This is a genomic window from Burkholderia sp. 9779_493 (genome assembly GCF_015712215.1).
GTDB classification, from domain to species: domain Bacteria; phylum Pseudomonadota; class Gammaproteobacteria; order Burkholderiales; family Burkholderiaceae; genus Burkholderia; species Burkholderia cenocepacia.
In genome coordinates, this window is the sequence record NZ_JACCQA010000011.1 from 207,625 (window position 1) to 225,055 (window position 17,431).

Genomic DNA, 17,431 nt, shown 5'->3' on the forward strand with positions numbered 1-17,431 from the left:
CGTAGGAAAAAAAGTGCGCTTACCGGCCGATCCACCCGAAGCGCCACGACAGCCGCCGCGTCGCGGCCCGCAGCGCTTGCGCCAGCGCGCTGTCCGGCCCGCGCGGGAAGCCGCGCGACGAGCCGATGATCGCGATCACGAGCCGGATGCTGCCGGTGTGATCGAATACGGGCGCGGCGATCGTCCCGATGCCGGGCACCGGCGCGTCGAACGCGAAATCGAGTTCGTCCGCGCGGATCGCGGCGAGCCGGGCGCGGAAGGCCGCATCGTCCGGCGCGGCGTGCGCGCCGGCGAGGCGCACCGGCTCGTTGGCGAGCAGGTCGGCCAGCACGTCGTCGGACATGCCGGACGCGAAAATCCGGCCGATCGCCGTATTGACGAGCGACATCACGGTGCCGACTTGCAGGCTCACGTGCTGCGGCCGCGCCGATTCTTCGAGCCGGATCACGGTCGGCCCGAGCGGCCCGAGCGTCGCGGCGGCCACGCTCATGTCGGTCGCGCCGGCGAGCGCGACGATCTCGGCTTCCGCATCGCGGGTCGGCGACACTCGCTGCATCGCGATCAGGCCGAGCGCCTGCGCGAGCGGGCCGCCGTCGAAGCAGCCGGCGTCGTCGCGGCTCAGCAGGCCGATCTTCTGCAGGCTGACCAGATGCGGAAACGCCTTCGCGGCCGGCATGCCGGCCGCCGTCGCGAGATCGCGCAGCGGCAGCGCGCGGCCCGCCGACACCAGCGCGAGCAGCAACTCGCCGGTGCTGTCGAGCGCATTGATCCCGCGCTGCGCTTTTGCGTCGTCGGCCAGCGCGGGCGGTACGCGCGCGGCGGCCGGCGCGGGCGCGGACGCCGGTGCCGGGTCCGCACCTGCGGCGCCGAGCGACGCGGTCGCCTGCCGCGCCGCGTCGCGCAAGGCCACGGCGATCGGGCCGTCCCAGTCGACATCGATCGATCCCGTCGAACCGATCACCGTCAACGCGAGCTGGAGCCGCCCGTGCGCATCGAGGACGGGCACGCACATCCCGCTGACGCCGGGGCTCGGCCGGTCGATGCTGCGTTCGATGCCGCGCATGCGGATCGCGTCGAGTTCGGCGGGTTGCGCATCGGCGTCCGGCGCGACCGGCGCGCCTTCGGCGCCTGCCAGCGTATCGCCCGCGCCGGCCTGGCTGGCCGCCATCGCGTCGAGTTGCGCGGCGTCGCCGAACGCGCGGAACACGCGGCCGGTCGCCGTCGTGTCGAGCGACATCACCGAACCGACGTGCAGGTTCACGTGCAACGGATAGCCGCCGTGCTCGATGCGCACGATCGTCGGGCCGAGCACGCCCGGCACGGACAGCGCGACGCTCAGGCCGACCGTTTCCGCGAGCCGCACCGCGTGCGGCAGCGTCGCACGGTAGGCCGGCTGGCGCTCGATCGACATCAACCCGAGCCGCAGCGACAGCGGGCCCGGCTCGTAGTTGCCGGTGAGCGCGTCGCGTTTCACGAGCGCGAGTCGCGTCAGGCTCACGAGATAGGTGTGCGCCTGAGCAGTGGAGAGATCGGCCGCCGCGGCCAGCTCCGACAGCCCGAGCGGCTTGCGCCGGCGCGCGAGCGCGTCGAGCAGCCGGCCGCCGACCTCGACACTCTGGATGCCGCGCTGCGCCTTGGGCGGCGCATCGTCCGCGCTGACTTCGTGGTTCTGCACGCGATGATTCTTCCGTTGACGAAACCCCGCATGGTATCCGACGCCATTTCTCGCGCCAGCCCGCAGGTTTACCCGTATTAGACAATAACAAGCACGTTTGCCATTGACAAATATTCGGCGCGAGCAGATGATCCGCTGACACCCCTCAACACATGGCTCGCAGCCACGGAACGCACAATGGCCAAAGCATTCGCCTCCCAAGCCGATCTGGAAGAGAAGAAAGTCACCTGGACGAAGCTGTCCGAGAACGCCTACGCGTACACAGCCGAAGGCGACCCGAACTCGGGCGTGATCATCGGCGACGACAGCGTGCTGATCGTCGACACGACCGCGACGCCCGCGATGGCGCAGGACCTGATCGCGAAGATCCGCAGCGTCACCGACAAGCCGATCAAGCACGTGGTGCTGTCGCACTACCACGCGGTGCGCGTGCTCGGCGCGTCCGCGTATTTCGACGAAGGCGCGCAGCACGTGATCGCGAGCCGCGGCACGTACGAGATGATCGTCGAGCGCGGCGAGGCCGACATGAAGTCGGAGATCGAGCGCTTCCCGCGCCTGTTCGCCGGCGTCGAGACGGTGCCGGGCCTGACCTGGCCGACGCTCGTGTTCGAGCACGAGATCACGCTGTTCCTCGGCAAGCTCGAAGTGAAGATCATGCACGTCGGCTCGGGCCACACGAAGGGCGACACGATCGTGTGGCTGCCGTCGCAGAAGGTGCTGTTCTCGGGCGACCTCGTCGAATACGACGCCGCGTGCTATTGCGGCGACGCGCAGCTCGAACAGTGGCCGGCCACGCTCGAGGCGCTGCGCGCGCTCGGCGCCGAGAAGCTCGTGCCGGGCCGCGGCCCCGCGCTGCTGAATCCGGCGGAAGTGAACAAGGGCCTCGACTACACGAAGGATTTCGTCACGACGCTGCTCGCGCAGGGCCGCAAGGCCGTCGAGCGCAATCTCGACCTGAAGGCGGCGATGGCGCTCACGCGCGAAGCGATGGACCCGAAGTTCGGCCACGTGTTCATCTACGAGCACTGTCTGCCGTTCGACGTGTCGCGTGCGTTCGACGAGGCGAGCGGCATCGCGCATCCGCGCATCTGGACCGCGCAGCGCGACAAGGACATGTGGGCCGCGCTGCAGGACTGAGCGGCACACGGCGGCGGGGCGGCGCTCACATGATCGCCTCGCCGTTTCCCTGAAGGTTGCGGCAGTCGCGGCGGCATCGCGCCGCGGTGCCGGCAACCGTATCCGGTCTCACAAGAAAGCAGGGCGCATGCACGCCCTCGGAGACTGCCGCGCGCTCGACATCGCGCGGCCCGTTTGGAGAGAGACATGCCCCAATCGCTTCCCGCCGAAGCGACGCTCGCGCACGCGAGCGCGTCGGCGCCGACTTCCGCATCCGCCTTCAGCGACGCGTTGCTGTTCCGCAAGATCGCGTGGCGGATCGTCCCGTTCCTGTTCCTCTGCTACGTCGTGTCGTTTCTCGACCGCATCAACATCGGCTTCGCGCAGCTGCAGATGAAGCACGATCTCGGCTTCAGCGATGCGATGTACGGCCTCGGCGCCGCGGTGTTCTACGTCGGCTACGTGTTCTGCGAAGTGCCGAGCAACATGCTGCTCGCGCGCTTCGGCGCGCGCCGCACGTTCACGCGGATCATGCTGCTGTGGGGCCTCGCGTCGACCGGGATGATGTTCGTGTCGCAGCCGTCGCATTTCTACGTGCTGCGCTTCCTGCTCGGCGTGTTCGAGGCCGGCTTCTTCCCCGGCATCGTGCTGTACCTGACCTACTGGTTCCCCGCGAACCGGCGTGCGGCGGCGATCTCGGTGTTCTTCGCGGGCGTCGCGGTGGCCGGTGTGCTCGGCGGCTTGTTGTCCGGCTGGATCATGCGCGACATGAGCGGCGTGCTCGGGCTGCACGGCTGGCAATGGATGTTCGCGATCGAAGGGGCGCCGGCGATCCTGCTCGCGTTCGTTGCGTTCACGTTGCTCGTCGACCGGCCGCAGGACGCGCCGTGGCTCACGTCCGACGAAAAGGCGCGCGTCGCCGCGCTGTGCGCCGAAGGCCGCGCACACGGCAATGCGCACGACGGCCGCAGCGTGATGACCGCGCTCGCGAATCCGCGCGTGTATCTGTTCGCGTTCATCTATTTCTCGCTGACCTGCGCGTCGCTGACGCTCAACTTCTGGATGCCGCTGATGATCCGCGACTTCGGCGTGACCGACGTCGTCGCCGTGAGCCTCTACACGGTCGTGCCGAATGCGGTGGGCGCGGTCGGGCTTGTGCTGATCGCGCGCCGCTCGGACCGCACCGGCGAACGCCGCAAGCACTTCGCGTGCTGCACGATCGGCGGCGGCCTCGCGCTCGCGGCGCTGACGCTGCACCTGCACAGCTTCGCGGCGATGCTCGCGTGCCTGTCGATCGCGGCCACGCTGATCTTCGCCGCGCTGCCGATCTTCTGGGCCGTGCCGACCCGCTACCTGTCCGGCAATGCCGCCGCGGCCGGGATCGCGTTGATCAGCAGCATCGGGATCACGAGCGGCATCGTCAGTCCGTGGGTGATCGGGATGATCCGCACGCGCACCGGCAGCATGGATCTCGCCGTGTACCTGCTGGCCGCGCTGCTGGTGGCGAGCGGCGTGGCGCTGATGCTCGGCGTGAAGGGCGAGGGCGCGCGGCGCGGCTGAACGTCGGCTTCGGCCGGTCGCCGTCGGCGGGCGGCGGCGACCGGCGTTGCACGTCCTGCCCGCTCCCTGTTGACTTCCGTGGAGGAGACGATCGATGTCAGCCCCTCTCCCGGCAGACGCCGCGCATGCCGCAGCGTCCGGCCCTCGCGCGTCGGACCACGACGCGCTGTACCGCCGCATCGGCATGCGCATCGTGCCGTTCCTGTTCGTCTGCTACATCGTGTCGATCCTCGATCGCAGCAACATCGGCTTCGCGCAATTGCAGATGCGGCAGGATCTCGGCCTCACCGACGCGATGTACAGCCTCGGCGCGGTGCTGTTCTTCGTCGGCTACGTGCTGTTCGAGGTGCCGAGCAACGCGTTGCTGCGCCGCTTCGGCGCAAGACGCACGTTCGCGCGGATCATGTTCCTGTGGGGCGCGGTGTCGGTCGCGATGATCACCGTCGACAGCGCAAGACAGTTCTACGTGCTGCGCTTCCTGCTCGGGCTTTTCGAGGCCGGCTTTTTCCCGGGCGTCGTGTTCTACCTGACGTACTGGTATCCCGCGCGCCGTCGCGCGTCGGTGCTGTCGATCTTCTATGCGGGCGTCGCGGTGGCCGGGATGGTCGGTGGACTGCTGTCGGGCTGGCTGATGCGCGGGATGTCCGGCGTGCTCGGTCTGCACGGCTGGCAATGGATGTTCGCGATCGAAGGCGCGCCGGCGCTCGTGCTCGGCGTGATGGCATGGTTCTGGCTGTGCGACCGCCCCGAACACGCGCGCTGGCTGTCCGACGACGACCGGCGGCGGCTCGCGGCCGACCTCGCTGCCGATCGCGCGGAGGCACCCGCGCACGCGGCTTCGTCGCTGCGGCAGGTGCTGGCCGAGCCGCGCATCTATCTGTTCGCGTTCATCTATTTCTCGCTGACGACCGCGCTGCTGATGCTGCTGTTCTGGATGCCGCTGATGATTCGCGAATTCGGCATTCACGACGTGGTTCACATCAGCCTGCTGTCGATCGTGCCGAACGCGATCGGCGCGGCCGGGCTAATCGCGATCGCGCGGCGCTCGGACCGCAAGCGCGAACGCCGCCGGCATTTCGCCGCATGCGCGTTCGGCGGTGCGGTGGCGCTCGCGTTGCTGACGCTGCATCTGCCGAGCATCGTCGCGATGATGGCGCTGCTGTCGATCGCGGCGATGCTGATCTTCGCCGCGCATCCAGTGTTCTGGGCCGTGCCGTCCGCGTATTTCGCGGGTGCCGGTGCGGCAGGCGGCATTGCGCTGATCAGCAGCATCGGCGTATCGAGCGGGATGATCACGCCGTGGATCGTCGGCGTGATCCGCACGCGCACCGGCAGCATGGATTCGGCGATGCTGATGATCGCCGGATTGCTGGCCGCGTGCGCGGTCGCGATGCTGCTGGGCGTGCGTGCCGCACCGCGCGACGCGGGTCCCGCCGGCAATCAGCGCGCCGCGGTGTAGCGCGGCGCGGGCGTATCGGCCGACAGGTGCGGCGCCATCGTGCGGCGCGCGGCCTCGTATGCGTCCCATTCGTCGCCCGCGTGCAGCGACGGGATCGTCACGAGTTCGCCGCGCTCGAACCCGACCAGCGCCGCATCGACCATGTCGTGCGCGGTCATCACGATTTCCTTCGGCAGGTGCTCGAGCGGCAGGCCGCCCGTCTGCCAGAAATCGGTGGCCGTCGCGCCGGGCAGCACGGCCTGCACCTGCACGCCCTTGCCGGCGAGCTCGTGATGCAGCGACTGGCTGAACGCGAGCACGAACGCCTTGCTGCCGCCGTACACGCCGTTCAGCGTTTCCGGCGAAATCGCGACGATCGACGAAATGTTGATCACCGCGCCGCGCCCGCGTGCGACGAAGCCGGGCACCGCCGCATAGGTCAGGCGCGTGAGCGCGGTCACGTTCAGGTCGATCATCCGCGTCATCGCGTCGACGTCGCTGTCGAGCAGCGGCGCATGCGTGCCGATGCCCGCGTTGTTCACCAGCAGCGTGATGCTCGCGTCCTGTTTCAGCTTGGCTTCGACGGCGGCGAGCGCCGCGCGGTCGTTGAGGTCCGCGTCGACGATCTCGACGCTGCGCTGCGTGTCGTTCGTGATGCGCTCGGCGAGGGCGCTCAGGCGCTCGCGGCTGCGCGCGACCAGGATCAGGTCGTAGCCGCGGCGCGCGAGGCGGTCCGCGTAGACGGCGCCGATGCCCGACGACGCGCCGGTAATGAGGGCGGTACCGCGATGGGCTTGCGTCATGATGTACTCCGTTTCGGTGAGGATGGCCGGATGGCGTGAAAGCATTCTGGCCTCGAAGCGCTTCGACACAAATGACGTAGATGGGTATGATTCCGGACATCGCAGCGATCGACACGGGACCGGGGGACGCACATGCACCGAATCGGCTTTTTGATCAGCGACGGCTTCCAGATCATGGCGCTCGCCGCGCAGTCGGTGTTCGAGTACGCGAACATGGGTCTGGAGAAGCCGTTCTACGCGATGGACAACTATTCGGTCGACGGCGGCGACGTGCGCTCGTCGCTCGGGCTGCCGGTCGCCACGCGCGCGCTGCGCGGGCGGATCGGCGTCGACACGTGGATCGTCGCGGGCGTCAACGATCCGCTCGCCGCGCCGGCGCCGGCCGGCGTCGTCGCCTATCTGCGCCGCGCGAGTACGCGTGCGCGGCGGATCGCCGGCATCTGCACGGGAGCGTTCGTGCTGGCCGAGGCCGGGCTGCTCGCGCAGCGTCGCGCGACCACGCACTGGGCGTTCGGCCGCGACATGCAGCGGCATTACCCGGAGATTCGCGTCGAGGACGACCGGATCTATATCGTCGACGGCCCGATCTGGACGTCGGCCGGGATGACGGCCGGGCTCGATCTCGCGCTCGCCATGGTGGAAAAGGATCTCGGCGCCGATGCCGCGCGGTCGGTCGCGCACAAGCTGGTGATGCACCAGCGCCGGGCCGGCGGCCAGTCGCAGCATTCGGAAATGCTCGATCTCGCGCCGAAATCCGACCGGATCCAGAACGCGCTCAACTACGCGCGGCAAAACCTCGGCCGCGCGCTGACCGTCGAGGATCTGGCCGAGGCCGTGCACCTGAGCCCGCGCCAGTTCAGCCGCATATTTACGCTCGAAACCGGACAGTCGCCGGCGAAGGCGATCGAGCGGCTGCGGCTCGAAGCGGCGCGGCTGATGATTGAACAGAGCCGCCATCCGCTCGACGTGATCGCGCAGGAGAACGGTTTTCGCGACCGCCGGCACATGCGCGAGGCGTTCGTGCGCGGGTTCGGCGTGCCGCCGCAGGCGCTGCGGCGCGACGCGCGGGCCGACGAGCGGGAAACGGGCTGACGAGCGTGGCCGCCCGCCGCCGGCGCGAGTCGGAAAAAGCGCGCAGAATCTCGTCGACATGCTTCGCGAGGAGACACGATGCACGCCGTACCGTTCGACATTGCGATACCTGATCAAGCGCTCGATGATCTGCGCCGGCGCCTGCGCGACGCGCGCCCGCCGACGCTGACCCCCGCCGAGCCCTGGCAGCAGGGAGTGGACGGCGCATGGCTGCGCGAGCTGGTCGCGTACTGGGCCGGGGGCTTCGACTGGCGTGCGCTCGAGCGTGCGCTGAACCGGCTGCCGCAGTTCGTCGCGGACGTGGACGGGCAGCGCGTGCATTTCATCCATCGACGTGGCGCGGGACCGACACCTTATCCGCTCGTCATCACGCACGGCTGGCCGGGCTCCGTGTTCGAATTCGATGCGCTGCTCGATCGGCTGTGCGATCCGGCGGCATTCGGTGGCGATCCTGACGACGCATTCGACGTCGTCGTGCCCTCGCTGCCCGGTTTCCTGTTCTCGCCGGCGCCGGCGGCACCCGGCATGTCTGCGTTTCAGGTCGCCGATCGCTGGGCCGGGTTGATGGCCGGCCTCGGGTATCGACGCTTCGGCACGCAGGGCGGCGATATCGGCGCGGCCGTGTCGGTGGCGCTCGGCGCGCGACATGCAGACAGGGTGGACGGTGTCCATCTGAACTACCTGCCCGGCAGCTACGAGCCGGCGATCGACCCGGCCGCGCCGCTGACCGACGACGAGCAGGCATTCCTGAAGCAGCGCACCGACTGGGTCGCGATGGAAGGCGGATACGCGCACGTGCACGCGACGAAACCGCAGACGCTGGCCGTCGCGCTCAACGATTCGCCGGCCGGGCTGGCCGCCTGGATCGCCGAGAAATTCCGCACGTGGAGCGATTGCGACGGCGACGTCGGGCGGCGGTTTTCGCACGACACGCTGCTGACGGGCATATCGCTCTACTGGTTCACCGGCTGCATTGGCTCGTCGATGCAGATGTATTGGGAAAACCGGCTGCAGCCGATGCGCTTCGCGCCGGGGCAACGCGTGGCGGCGCCCGTCGGCTTCGCGCGCTTTCCGAAGGAGATCAGCCGTCCGCCGCGCAGTTGGCTCGAACGCGTGTTCGACGTGGTGCAGTGGACCGACATGCCGAGCGGCGGCCATTTCGCGGCGCTGGAGGAGCCGGACTTGCTCGCCGACGATATTCGGCGGTTTTTCCGGCGTTTCCGGTAACGGGCGGGCAGGCCGCTCGGCGGAAACCGGTGCCGCAGGGCGCTCGCGCGGTTCAGGCGTGACGGGAGCCGGCGCGATGCGAATCGCGTCGCGCCGCCGCCGCGTGTCTTATCGCGTGACGAACGCCGTGGCCGCATCCCGCGCCGTACGCGCATGCTTGCGCTGGCGCAGCAGCGCGACGCGGCAGTTCTCGCGCGCCGTTTCGCGGCCGTCGTCGTCGAGCAGCACGAGATCGCCGCGCATCACGTTCAGCGTGATCACGTCCTCGCCCGGCGCGCCGAGGGTTTCCGGCGTGTGCACCGAGCCGGCCGGTTCGAGCACCGTCGAGCCGGCGTGCGCGACCCAGTCGTATTCGCGGTAGCGCCACGCACCCTGCAGCGTATGGACGAACACCTCGCCGTCGTGACGATGGCGCGGCAGCGTGCCGCCGGCCGGCATCTTCAGCAGCGCGGTCAGCGTGTCCTCGGCCGCATTGATGTGCAGGTACTTGATCGCGAGCCCCGGCAGGTCGGCGCTCATCGGCAGCCACGGCAGCGCGTCGCCGGGCAGGCAGGAGATCGGCGGCAGGTCGGTGGAGATCGGGGCGGACGGCTGCGTCATGGCGGAAGGCGGAGCGGAAACGGAAAGAAGCCCGCATTATCGCAGAGCCGGATCACGCGGCCGAACGGAGGCGGCGCCGCGGCGAAGGCCGGCACGGCGGGGGCGATGCTTACACGCTGAAATATACAGTCAAACTGTACAGTTTGACTGTCGATGTGCTATCTTGAATTTATGAACGCGCCATCGTCTCCCCCCGACCCACTCCCGCTGGCCGGTCTCGCCGGCGAACTCCGCATCTCGGTCGGCAAGCTGATGCGGCGGCTGCGGGAACAGACCCATCCGAACGACCTCACGTCCTCGCAGAAATCGGTGTTGCTGCGGCTCGACCGCGACGGCCCGGCGACCGTGTCGGCGCTTGCGCGTGCCGAAAGCGTGCGCCCGCAATCGATGCGCGTGACGGTCGCGACGCTCGAGGCGCTCGGCGCGGTCGCCGGCGCGCCCGATCCGAGCGACGGCCGGCAGACGCTGATCGCGCTCACGCCCGGTTTCCGCAAGGTGCTGCAAGCCAACCGCGCGGCCAAGGACGACTGGCTGTTCCGCGCGCTGCACGCGCAACTGTCGGTGGCGGAACAGGCCGAGCTCGCGGCGGCCGTGAAGCTGCTGCAGCGGCTCGCCGAATTCCAGGACCCGGCGCGTCCGTGAACCGCTCCGATCCACTCGCCGCAAGGACAATCCGCGCATGAACTTCCTGCCTCTCGTGTCGTACTTCTTCGGCGGTGCGTTTCTCGCGAACGTCGTGCCGCATCTCGTCAGCGGGCTGCGCGGCGAGCCGTTCCAGACGCCGTTCGCGAATCCGCCCGGCCGCGGGCTGTCGTCGTCCACCGTGAACGTGGTGTGGGGCGTCGTGAACCTCGTCATCGCGTATGCGCTCGTGTGCCGGGTCGGCGATTTCGACCTGAAGCGCACGGCCGACGCCGCGGCGCTCGGCCTCGGCATCCTGGTGCTCGGCCTGTTCCTCGCGCGGCGCTTCGGCGCGCTGCACGGCGGCAACGAGCCGGACCGGGAGCGGCCATGAGCGTGCCGGCCGCGGGCGTATTTCGCTCGCTTCGCAGTTTCAACTATCGCGTGTGGGCGATCGGCTCGCTGGTGTCGAACATCGGCACGTGGATCCAGCGCACCGCGCAGGACTGGCTCGTCCTCACGCAACTCACGCATCACGATGCCTCGGCGGTCGGCACGGTGATGGCGCTGCAGTTCGGGCCGCAACTGCTGCTGTTGCCGTGGACCGGCTACGCGGCCGACCGCTTCGACCAGCGCAAGCTGCTGATGGCGACGCAGGCGCTGATGGGCGCGCTGGCGCTCGTGCTCGGGGTGCTGACGGTCACCGGCGCCGTGCGGCTCGAGCACGTGTATGTGTTCGCGTTCCTGTTCGGCTGCGCGTCGGCGTTCGACGCGCCGGTGCGGCAGACCTTCGTCGCGGAACTGGTTGGCGACCGCGAGCTCGCGAACGCGGTCGCGCTCAATTCGACGTCGTTCAATGCCGCGCGGATGGTCGGCCCGGCGGCGGCCGGGTTCCTGATCGCATCGGTCGGCACCGGCTGGGCGTTCCTCGCGAACGGGCTCAGCTTCTTCGCGGTGCTGGCGTCGCTGTCGCGGCTGCGGGAGGACGAACTGCGCGCGAACGTGCGGGCGGATCGCGCGCGCAGCAGCCTGCTCGACGGGTTCCGCTACGTGTGGCGTCGCCCGGACCTGACGGCGATCCTCGTGATGCTGTTCCTGATCGGCACGTTCGGGCTCAATTTCCAGCTGTTCATTTCGACGATGGCCGCCAGCGTGTTTCACGTCGACGCGCGCGGGTTCGGGTTCCTGTCGTCGATGATGGCGGTCGGCACGATCTCGGGCGCGCTGCTCGCCGCGCGCCGCGAGCAGCCGCGGTTTCGTCATCTGTGGATCGGCGCGACGCTGTTCGGGCTCGGCTGCATGTTCGCCGCGCTGGCGCCCGGCTACTGGTCGTTCGCCGCGGCGCTGGTGCTGACGCGCATCGCCGCGATCACCTTCATGAACTCGACCAACAGCCTGATGCAGCTGTCCACCGAGCCGGCGATGCGCGGCCGCGTGATGGCGCTGCGCCTCGCGGTCGCGTTGGGCGGCACGCCGATCGGCGCGCCGGTGGCCGGCTGGGTGGCAAACCATCTCGGCCCGCGCTGGGCGCTCGGCGTCGGCGCGGCGTCCGGCTTTGCGGCCGCGCTCGTCGCGACCCATTTCGTCGCGCGCAAGCGGGCACAGCCGCGTACGGGCGGCGACGCCGCCTGACCGGACCGCAAGCCGCCGCTACGCCGCCGGCCGTGCCGCCGCATGCGCGGCGTCGAGGCACGACTGGAACAGCAGCGCCGCCCGCGACGGCCGCGGCGAGCGCCGCAGCAGGCTCACGAACCGGCAACGGTAATTGAACCGGTGCGGCGCGATCGGCTGCATCAGCCCCTTGTTTTCGAAACTCTCCGCATAGTGATCGGGCAGGAAGCCGAGATAGCGGCCCGACAGAATCAGCGTTGCGATCGATTCCTGGTCCGACGCGGTCGCGCTGCGGGTGAGCTTCGCGCGATGGCTCAGCTCCATGTTCGGCGAATGGAAACCCAGCCCGGCGAACGCGTGGTTGCGGATCGTCGTCCACGTAAGCTTGCCGTGCGGCGCATCGAACAGCGGATGCTGGCGGCCGCAGTAGAGCAGCATCCGTTCGTCGAACAGCTCCGAATACACGAGGCTGCCCGAGTTGCGATGCACGGGAATGATCCCGACCTGGTAACTGCCGTCGATGATCCCGCGCTCGACCTCGTTGATCGACGCGACGTGCAGGTTCAGCGCGACGTCGGGCGCTTCGTCGGCGAACTGGCGGATCGCGTCGCCGAGGCGGGCATTCGCGTTGGTGGCCGTCTTGTCGAATACCGCGATGTGCAGTTCTCCGCCCATCCGGTCGTGAATGCCGTCGATCCTGCTGCGAAATGCTTCCATCGACGCGAGCAGCCGCAGCGTTTCCTCGTACACCGTCTGCCCCTCGGGCGTCAGCGTGAAGCCCGCGCGGCCGCGCCGGCACAGCACGAGGCCGAGCCGCGTTTCCAGATCCTTCACGTGCCGGCTGATCGTCGAGATGCCGATATTCAGTTCCAGTTCGGCCGCCGCCATCCCGCCGCACTGCACGACGCCCTTGAAGACCCGCAGCAGACGGAGATCCATGTCGCTGAGCTGCCCGAGCAGCGCGCGGCTCTTCGGTTTCTTTGCTTGCATAGTTGAGCAAGTGAACATTGATATTGCGATATTCAAAAGACTAATTGTCGTCCCGACAATGTGCAACATCATCACAAGGAGGAGGGGCGCGCCGCGCCGACCGACATGACCGACATCACCACCGCCCAGCACGACGACACGAACCTCCGCACCGACGCCGCCTGGCTCGATGCGCACTGGATGCCGTTCACGGCCAACCGTCAGTTCAAGGCCGATCCGCGCATGATCGTGTCCGGCAAGGGCGCGTATTACACCGACGCCGAAGGCCGCAAGATCTTCGACGGCCTGTCGGGCCTCTGGTGCACGGGCCTCGGTCACGGCCGCACGGAAATCGTCGAGGCCGTGAGCCGCCAGGTCGCGCAGCTCGACTACGCGCCGGCCTTCCAGTTCGGCCATCCGAAATCGTTCGAACTTGCCAACAAGATCAAGGAGCTGACGCCGGCCGGCCTTGACTACGTATTCTTCACGGGTTCGGGCTCGGAAGCGGCCGACACGTCGCTGAAGCTGGCCCGCGCGTACTGGCGCGCAAAGGGCAAGGGCACGAAAACGCGCCTGATCGGTCGCGAGAAGGGGTATCACGGCGTGAACTTCGGCGGCATCTCGGTCGGCGGGATCGGACCGAACCGCAAGCTGTTCGGTCAGGGCCTCGATGCCGATTTCCTGCCGCATACGCAACTGGCCGAGAACAGGTTCTCGCGCGGCATGCCCGAGCACGGCGCCGAGCTGGCCGACCGCCTGCTCGAGCTGATCGCGCTGCACGACGCGTCGAACATCGCGGCCGTGATCGTCGAGCCGTTCTCCGGTTCGGCGGGCGTGGTCGTGCCGCCGAAGGGCTATCTGAAGCGCCTGCGCGACATCTGTACCGCGCACGACATCCTGCTGATCTTCGACGAGGTCATCACGGGCTTCGGCCGCGCCGGCGCGATGACGGGCGCCGACGCATTCGGCGTGGTGCCGGACATCATGAACTTCGCGAAGCAGGTGACGAACGGCGTGCAGCCGCTCGGCGGCGTGATCGCGACGAAGGAAATCTACGACACGTTCATGGCCGCGGGCGGCCCCGAGTACATGCTCGAGTTCCCGCACGGCTACACGTATTCGGCGCATCCGGTCGCGTGCGCGGCCGGCGTCGCGGCGCTCGACCTGCTGGTGAAGGAAGACGCGGTGGCCCGCGTGCGCGATCTCGCGCCGCATTTCGAGGCGGCCGTGCACGGGCTGAAGGGCCAGCGCCACATCGCGGACATCCGCAACTACGGGCTGGCGGCCGGCCTGACGATCGCCGCGCTGCCGGGCGAGCCGGCACGGCGCCCGTACGAGATCGCGATGCGCTGCTGGGCGAAGGGCTTCTACGTGCGTTACGGCGGCGACACGATCCAGCTCGCGCCGCCGTTCATCGCCGAGAAGCGCGAGATCGACAACCTGGTCAACGCGCTGTCCGACGCACTGAACGAAGTGGACTGAGCCACCGCTCGCCCGCAGCGATAACCGAATTCACGAAAGAGCCCGAAACATGAAACACGACAGCAATGTGACTTCCACCGTCGGCCACCTGATCGACGGCAAGCGCGTCGACGGCGGCAGCCGCGTCCAGCCGGTGTTCGACCCGGCCACCGGCGAATCGCACAAGAGCGTCGCGCTCGCCGACAAGCTGACCGTCGAAGCCGCGATCGCGTCCGCGCAGGCCGCGTTCCCGGCGTGGCGCAACACGCCGCCGCTGAAGCGTGCCCGCGTGATGAGCCGCTTCAAGACGCTGCTCGAGGAACACGCCGACGAGCTGTGCGCGCTGATCACGGCCGAGCACGGCAAGGTGCTCGCCGATGCGATGGGCGAACTGCAGCGCGGGATCGAGAACGTCGAATACGCGACCTACGTGCCCGAGTTGCTGAAAGGCGAGCACAGCAAGAACGTCGGCCCCGCGATCGATTCGTGGAGCGAGTTCCAGGCGCTGGGCGTCGCGGCCGGCATCACGCCGTTCAACTTCCCGGTGATGGTGCCGCTGTGGATGTGGCCGATGGCCGTCGCCTGCGGCAACACGTTCGTGCTGAAGCCGTCCGAGCGTACGCCGTCGTCCACGCTGCGCATGGCCGAGCTCGCGCTCGAGGCCGGCCTGCCGCCGGGCGTGCTGAACGTCGTGAACGGCGACAAGGAAGCGGTCGACACGATCCTGACCGATCCGCGCGTGAAGGCCGTGAGCTTCGTCGGCTCGACGCCGATCGCCGAATACATCTACTCGACCGGCTGCGCGCACGGCAAGCGCGTGCAGGCGCTCGGCGGCGCGAAGAACTTCGCGGTCGTGATGCCGGATGCGGACATCGGCAATGCGGTGAACGCGCTGATGGGCGCCGCGTACGGCTCGTGCGGCGAGCGCTGCATGGCGATTCCGCTCGTCGTCGCGATCGGCGACGAAACGGGCGACAAGGTCGTCGCGGGGTTGAAGGCCGAGATCGAGAAGATGAAGGTCGGCCCGGGCAACGGCGCGGGCGTCGACATGGGCCCGCTCGTCACGAAGCAGCATTTCGAGAAGGTGACGGGTTTCGTCGAAGCGGGCGTGGCAGCCGGCGCGACGCTCGTCGTCGACGGTCGCGGCGTGAAGGTCGACGGCCATGACGGCGGCTACTACCTCGGCCCGTGCCTGTTCGACAACGTGAAGCCCGGCATGCCGATCTACCAGCACGAGATCTTCGGGCCGGTGCTCGGCGTGATCCGCCTGAAGTCGCTCGACGAGGCGATGGCGCTGATCGATGCGCACGAGTACGGCAACGGCACGTGCCTGTTCACGCGCGACGGCGAGGCTGCGCGCTATTTCGGCGACAACATCCAGATCGGCATGGTCGGCATCAACGTGCCGCTGCCGGTGCCGGTCGCATACCACTCGTTCGGCGGCTGGAAGCGTTCGCTGTTCGGCGACCTGCATGCCTATGGTCCGGACGCCGTGCGGTTCTACACGAAGCGCAAGACGATCACGCAACGCTGGCCGTCGGCCGGCGTGCGCGAGGGGACGGTGTTCAGCTTCCCGTCGAGCCGCTGAGCCCACGCGCGCACCGGCTGCATGCGGCCGGTGCGACGTGCGAAGCGGCCGGAGCCCGCCCCGATCGACGATCGGGGGCGGGCTTTTTTACGTCCTCGCGAAATGCGCGGAAGGCGGCGAAAGAAGGCTTACGGCGCGACCACGTGCCACACGTTCTTGAAGTTGTCGCCGTTGCGCTCGCCCTGTTTCATGTCCTTCGAGAAGAAGTACAGCGGCTTGCCCTTGTACGCCCATTGCGGGCTGCCGTCGTCGCGCTTGACGATCGTGTAGGGCCCGACCGGTACGTCGGTCGCGCTGGCCTTGTAGGGTGGCCACAGGGTTTCGCATGGGCCTGTACAGGCGCTGGTGCCGGCGTTGGGCTTGTCCTTGTCGAATGCGTAGACGGTCATGCCGTTGGCGGCGACGAGCGCGCCGTTCTCGACTTTCGTGATCGAACCTTGGGCCGAGGCCGAGGCGGACGCCATGGCGAGCAGGACGGAGCTGACGAGCAGCGCAGCTTTCATGTGTGCCTCCTGGTAGTCGGTGGGCGGGCGCGATCGCGTGCACGGGCGAGCGTGCGCGACGACCGCGGTGAATGGCGCCGGAACGCAAGGCCGTTGCCGCGGCGGGCGACGCACGGTCGAACGGCGGCAAACGGGGGCGCTTCATTCACGATAGGCGGTTTTTGGCGGGGCTGCGAGAAGATCGGGGGGCGTATCGGCCCGACGTATGCAGCACGCAACGGCATGGCGGGCGCCTGCATCCGGTATTCGGCATCCGTCCCCGAACGCGGCGCACGCCGACGCATCAGCGGTTCGCGCGATTGGTCAGTGCGACGCCCGCGATCACGAGTGCGCCGCCGGCCAGCATCGACGGCGACAGCGGCTCGCCGAGCAGCACGACCGACAGCAGCACGCCGAACACCGGCACCAGGTTGGTGAACACGGCCGCGCGGGCCGGCCCGAGGAGGCGGATGCCCTGCGAATACCAGACGAACGCGATCACCGTGCCGACGGCGCCGAGATAGAGCATCGATGCGACGGCCTGCCACGTCAGCGGCGTGCCGCCAGTCGCCGTCGCGTCGAACAGGTGCGCGACGAGCAGCAGCGCGAGGCCCCAGAGCGCCGCGTACGTGGTGGCCGCGAGCGGCGACAGCCCGTCGAGCGCGCGCCGGCCGATCACGGTGTAGGCGGCCCAGCTCAGCACCGCGCACAGCATGAAGCGTTCGCCGGCGCCGAACGTATTGCCGAGATCGGTCAGCACGCGCAGCCAATCGCCGCGGCTGATCACGACCAGCGCGCCGCACAGCGCGACCGCGATGCCGGCCCAGCGCGACAGCGACAGGCGTTCGCGCACGACGACCGACAGCAGCACGGCGGTGGCGACCGGATTCAGTGCGACGAACAGCGCGGTGCGCCCGGCCGGCATCCGCGCGAGCGCCGCGAAAAAACACACGTTGTACAGGAAGATGCCGGTCGCGCCGAGGCCGAACGTCGTCACGATCTGGCGTCCGCTGAGTGTCGGCAGCCCGCCTTCGACCTGCCAGGTCAGCACGACCAGCAGCAGCGCGGCGATCGCGAAGCGTCCGGTGGCCGCCGAGGTCGCGGACATCGTCGCGGCGAGGATCCGGCCTGCGATGAACGTGCCGCCCCAGAACAGCGCGACGAGCGTGAGCTTCACGTAGATGGCCG

16 protein-coding genes are annotated in these 17,431 nt (G+C 68.8%); 10 read left to right on the forward strand and 6 right to left on the reverse strand.

The window, feature by feature from the left end; all coding sequences use genetic code 11:
• Positions 1–19: 19 nt before the first annotated feature.
• Complete coding sequence (locus tag H0X95_RS14020; protein WP_048985520.1) at positions 20–1,675, reverse strand: IclR family transcriptional regulator; 1,656 nt, start codon at positions 1,673–1,675, stop codon at positions 20–22.
• Positions 1,676–1,852: 177 nt separating this feature from the next.
• On the opposite strand from H0X95_RS14020, the gene H0X95_RS14025 reads away from it, so the two are divergent.
• From H0X95_RS14025 to H0X95_RS14035, 3 genes are all read left to right on the forward strand, one after another.
• Positions 1,853–2,812, forward strand: a complete 960-nt coding sequence (locus H0X95_RS14025) for an MBL fold metallo-hydrolase (RefSeq protein WP_059723389.1) — start codon at positions 1,853–1,855, stop codon at positions 2,810–2,812.
• Positions 2,813–2,998: 186 nt separating this feature from the next.
• A complete protein-coding gene (locus tag H0X95_RS14030) occupies positions 2,999–4,351 on the forward strand; it encodes an MFS transporter (RefSeq protein ID WP_006482652.1) in 1,353 nt (450 codons plus the stop codon).
• A 94-nt stretch (positions 4,352–4,445) separates the two neighbouring features.
• A complete protein-coding gene (locus tag H0X95_RS14035; RefSeq protein ID WP_080322735.1) occupies positions 4,446–5,810 on the forward strand; it encodes an MFS transporter in 1,365 nt (454 codons plus the stop codon).
• Here the strand turns inward: H0X95_RS14035 and H0X95_RS14040 are convergent.
• On the reverse strand, positions 5,792–6,592 hold the full coding sequence (locus H0X95_RS14040) for an SDR family NAD(P)-dependent oxidoreductase (RefSeq protein ID WP_034203351.1): 801 nt from the start codon (positions 6,590–6,592) through the stop codon (positions 5,792–5,794). The genes H0X95_RS14035 and H0X95_RS14040 overlap by 19 nt on opposite strands.
• Positions 6,593–6,724: 132 nt before the next feature.
• Between H0X95_RS14040 and H0X95_RS14045 the strand changes: the two genes are divergently transcribed.
• On the forward strand, positions 6,725–7,684 hold the full coding sequence (locus H0X95_RS14045; RefSeq protein WP_080322736.1) for a GlxA family transcriptional regulator: 960 nt from the start codon (positions 6,725–6,727) through the stop codon (positions 7,682–7,684).
• Positions 7,685–7,762: 78 nt separating this feature from the next.
• A complete protein-coding gene (locus H0X95_RS14050; RefSeq protein WP_059723394.1) occupies positions 7,763–8,911 on the forward strand; it encodes an epoxide hydrolase family protein in 1,149 nt (382 codons plus the stop codon).
• A gap of 108 nt (positions 8,912–9,019) precedes the next feature.
• Here the strand turns inward: H0X95_RS14050 and H0X95_RS14055 are convergent, their stop codons facing one another.
• Complete coding sequence (locus H0X95_RS14055) at positions 9,020–9,511, reverse strand: 2,4'-dihydroxyacetophenone dioxygenase family protein (protein WP_080322737.1); 492 nt, start codon at positions 9,509–9,511, stop codon at positions 9,020–9,022.
• Positions 9,512–9,664: 153 nt separating this feature from the next.
• On the opposite strand from H0X95_RS14055, the gene H0X95_RS14060 reads away from it, so the two are divergent.
• From H0X95_RS14060 to H0X95_RS14070, 3 genes are read left to right on the forward strand one after another with little or no spacing between them, the layout of a single operon-like run.
• Positions 9,665–10,153 carry a MarR family winged helix-turn-helix transcriptional regulator gene (locus H0X95_RS14060; protein ID WP_006482659.1) on the forward strand — a complete coding sequence of 163 codons (489 nt, stop codon included), beginning with the start codon at positions 9,665–9,667 and terminating at the stop codon, positions 10,151–10,153.
• Positions 10,154–10,190: 37 nt separating this feature from the next.
• Positions 10,191–10,526 (forward strand): hypothetical protein, encoded by a 336-nt coding sequence (locus H0X95_RS14065; protein WP_006482655.1) that lies wholly within the window; start codon positions 10,191–10,193, stop codon positions 10,524–10,526.
• Positions 10,523–11,764 (forward strand): MFS transporter, encoded by a 1,242-nt coding sequence (locus H0X95_RS14070; RefSeq protein WP_196446090.1) that lies wholly within the window; start codon positions 10,523–10,525, stop codon positions 11,762–11,764. Before H0X95_RS14065 ends, H0X95_RS14070 begins: the two co-directional genes overlap by 4 nt.
• 18 nt (positions 11,765–11,782) lie before the next feature.
• Here the strand turns inward: H0X95_RS14070 and H0X95_RS14075 are convergent, their stop codons facing one another.
• A complete protein-coding gene (locus tag H0X95_RS14075; RefSeq protein WP_006494919.1) occupies positions 11,783–12,733 on the reverse strand; it encodes a LysR family transcriptional regulator in 951 nt (316 codons plus the stop codon).
• Between the two features lie 105 nt (positions 12,734–12,838).
• Between H0X95_RS14075 and H0X95_RS14080 the strand changes: the two genes are divergently transcribed.
• Positions 12,839–14,194: an aspartate aminotransferase family protein gene (locus tag H0X95_RS14080; protein ID WP_012493315.1), complete on the forward strand. Its 1,356-nt coding sequence runs from the start codon at positions 12,839–12,841 to the stop codon at positions 14,192–14,194.
• Between the two features lie 49 nt (positions 14,195–14,243).
• Positions 14,244–15,761, forward strand: a complete 1,518-nt coding sequence (locus tag H0X95_RS14085) for a CoA-acylating methylmalonate-semialdehyde dehydrogenase (protein ID WP_034202380.1) — start codon at positions 14,244–14,246, stop codon at positions 15,759–15,761.
• 128 nt (positions 15,762–15,889) lie between these two features.
• On the opposite strand, the gene H0X95_RS14090 is transcribed toward H0X95_RS14085, so the two are convergent.
• Positions 15,890–16,264, reverse strand: a complete 375-nt coding sequence (locus H0X95_RS14090; protein WP_006479101.1) for a COG4315 family predicted lipoprotein — start codon at positions 16,262–16,264, stop codon at positions 15,890–15,892.
• A gap of 283 nt (positions 16,265–16,547) precedes the next feature.
• Positions 16,548–17,431: DMT family transporter (locus H0X95_RS14095; protein ID WP_230878205.1), on the reverse strand; the 884-nt coding region annotated here is incomplete at its 5' end.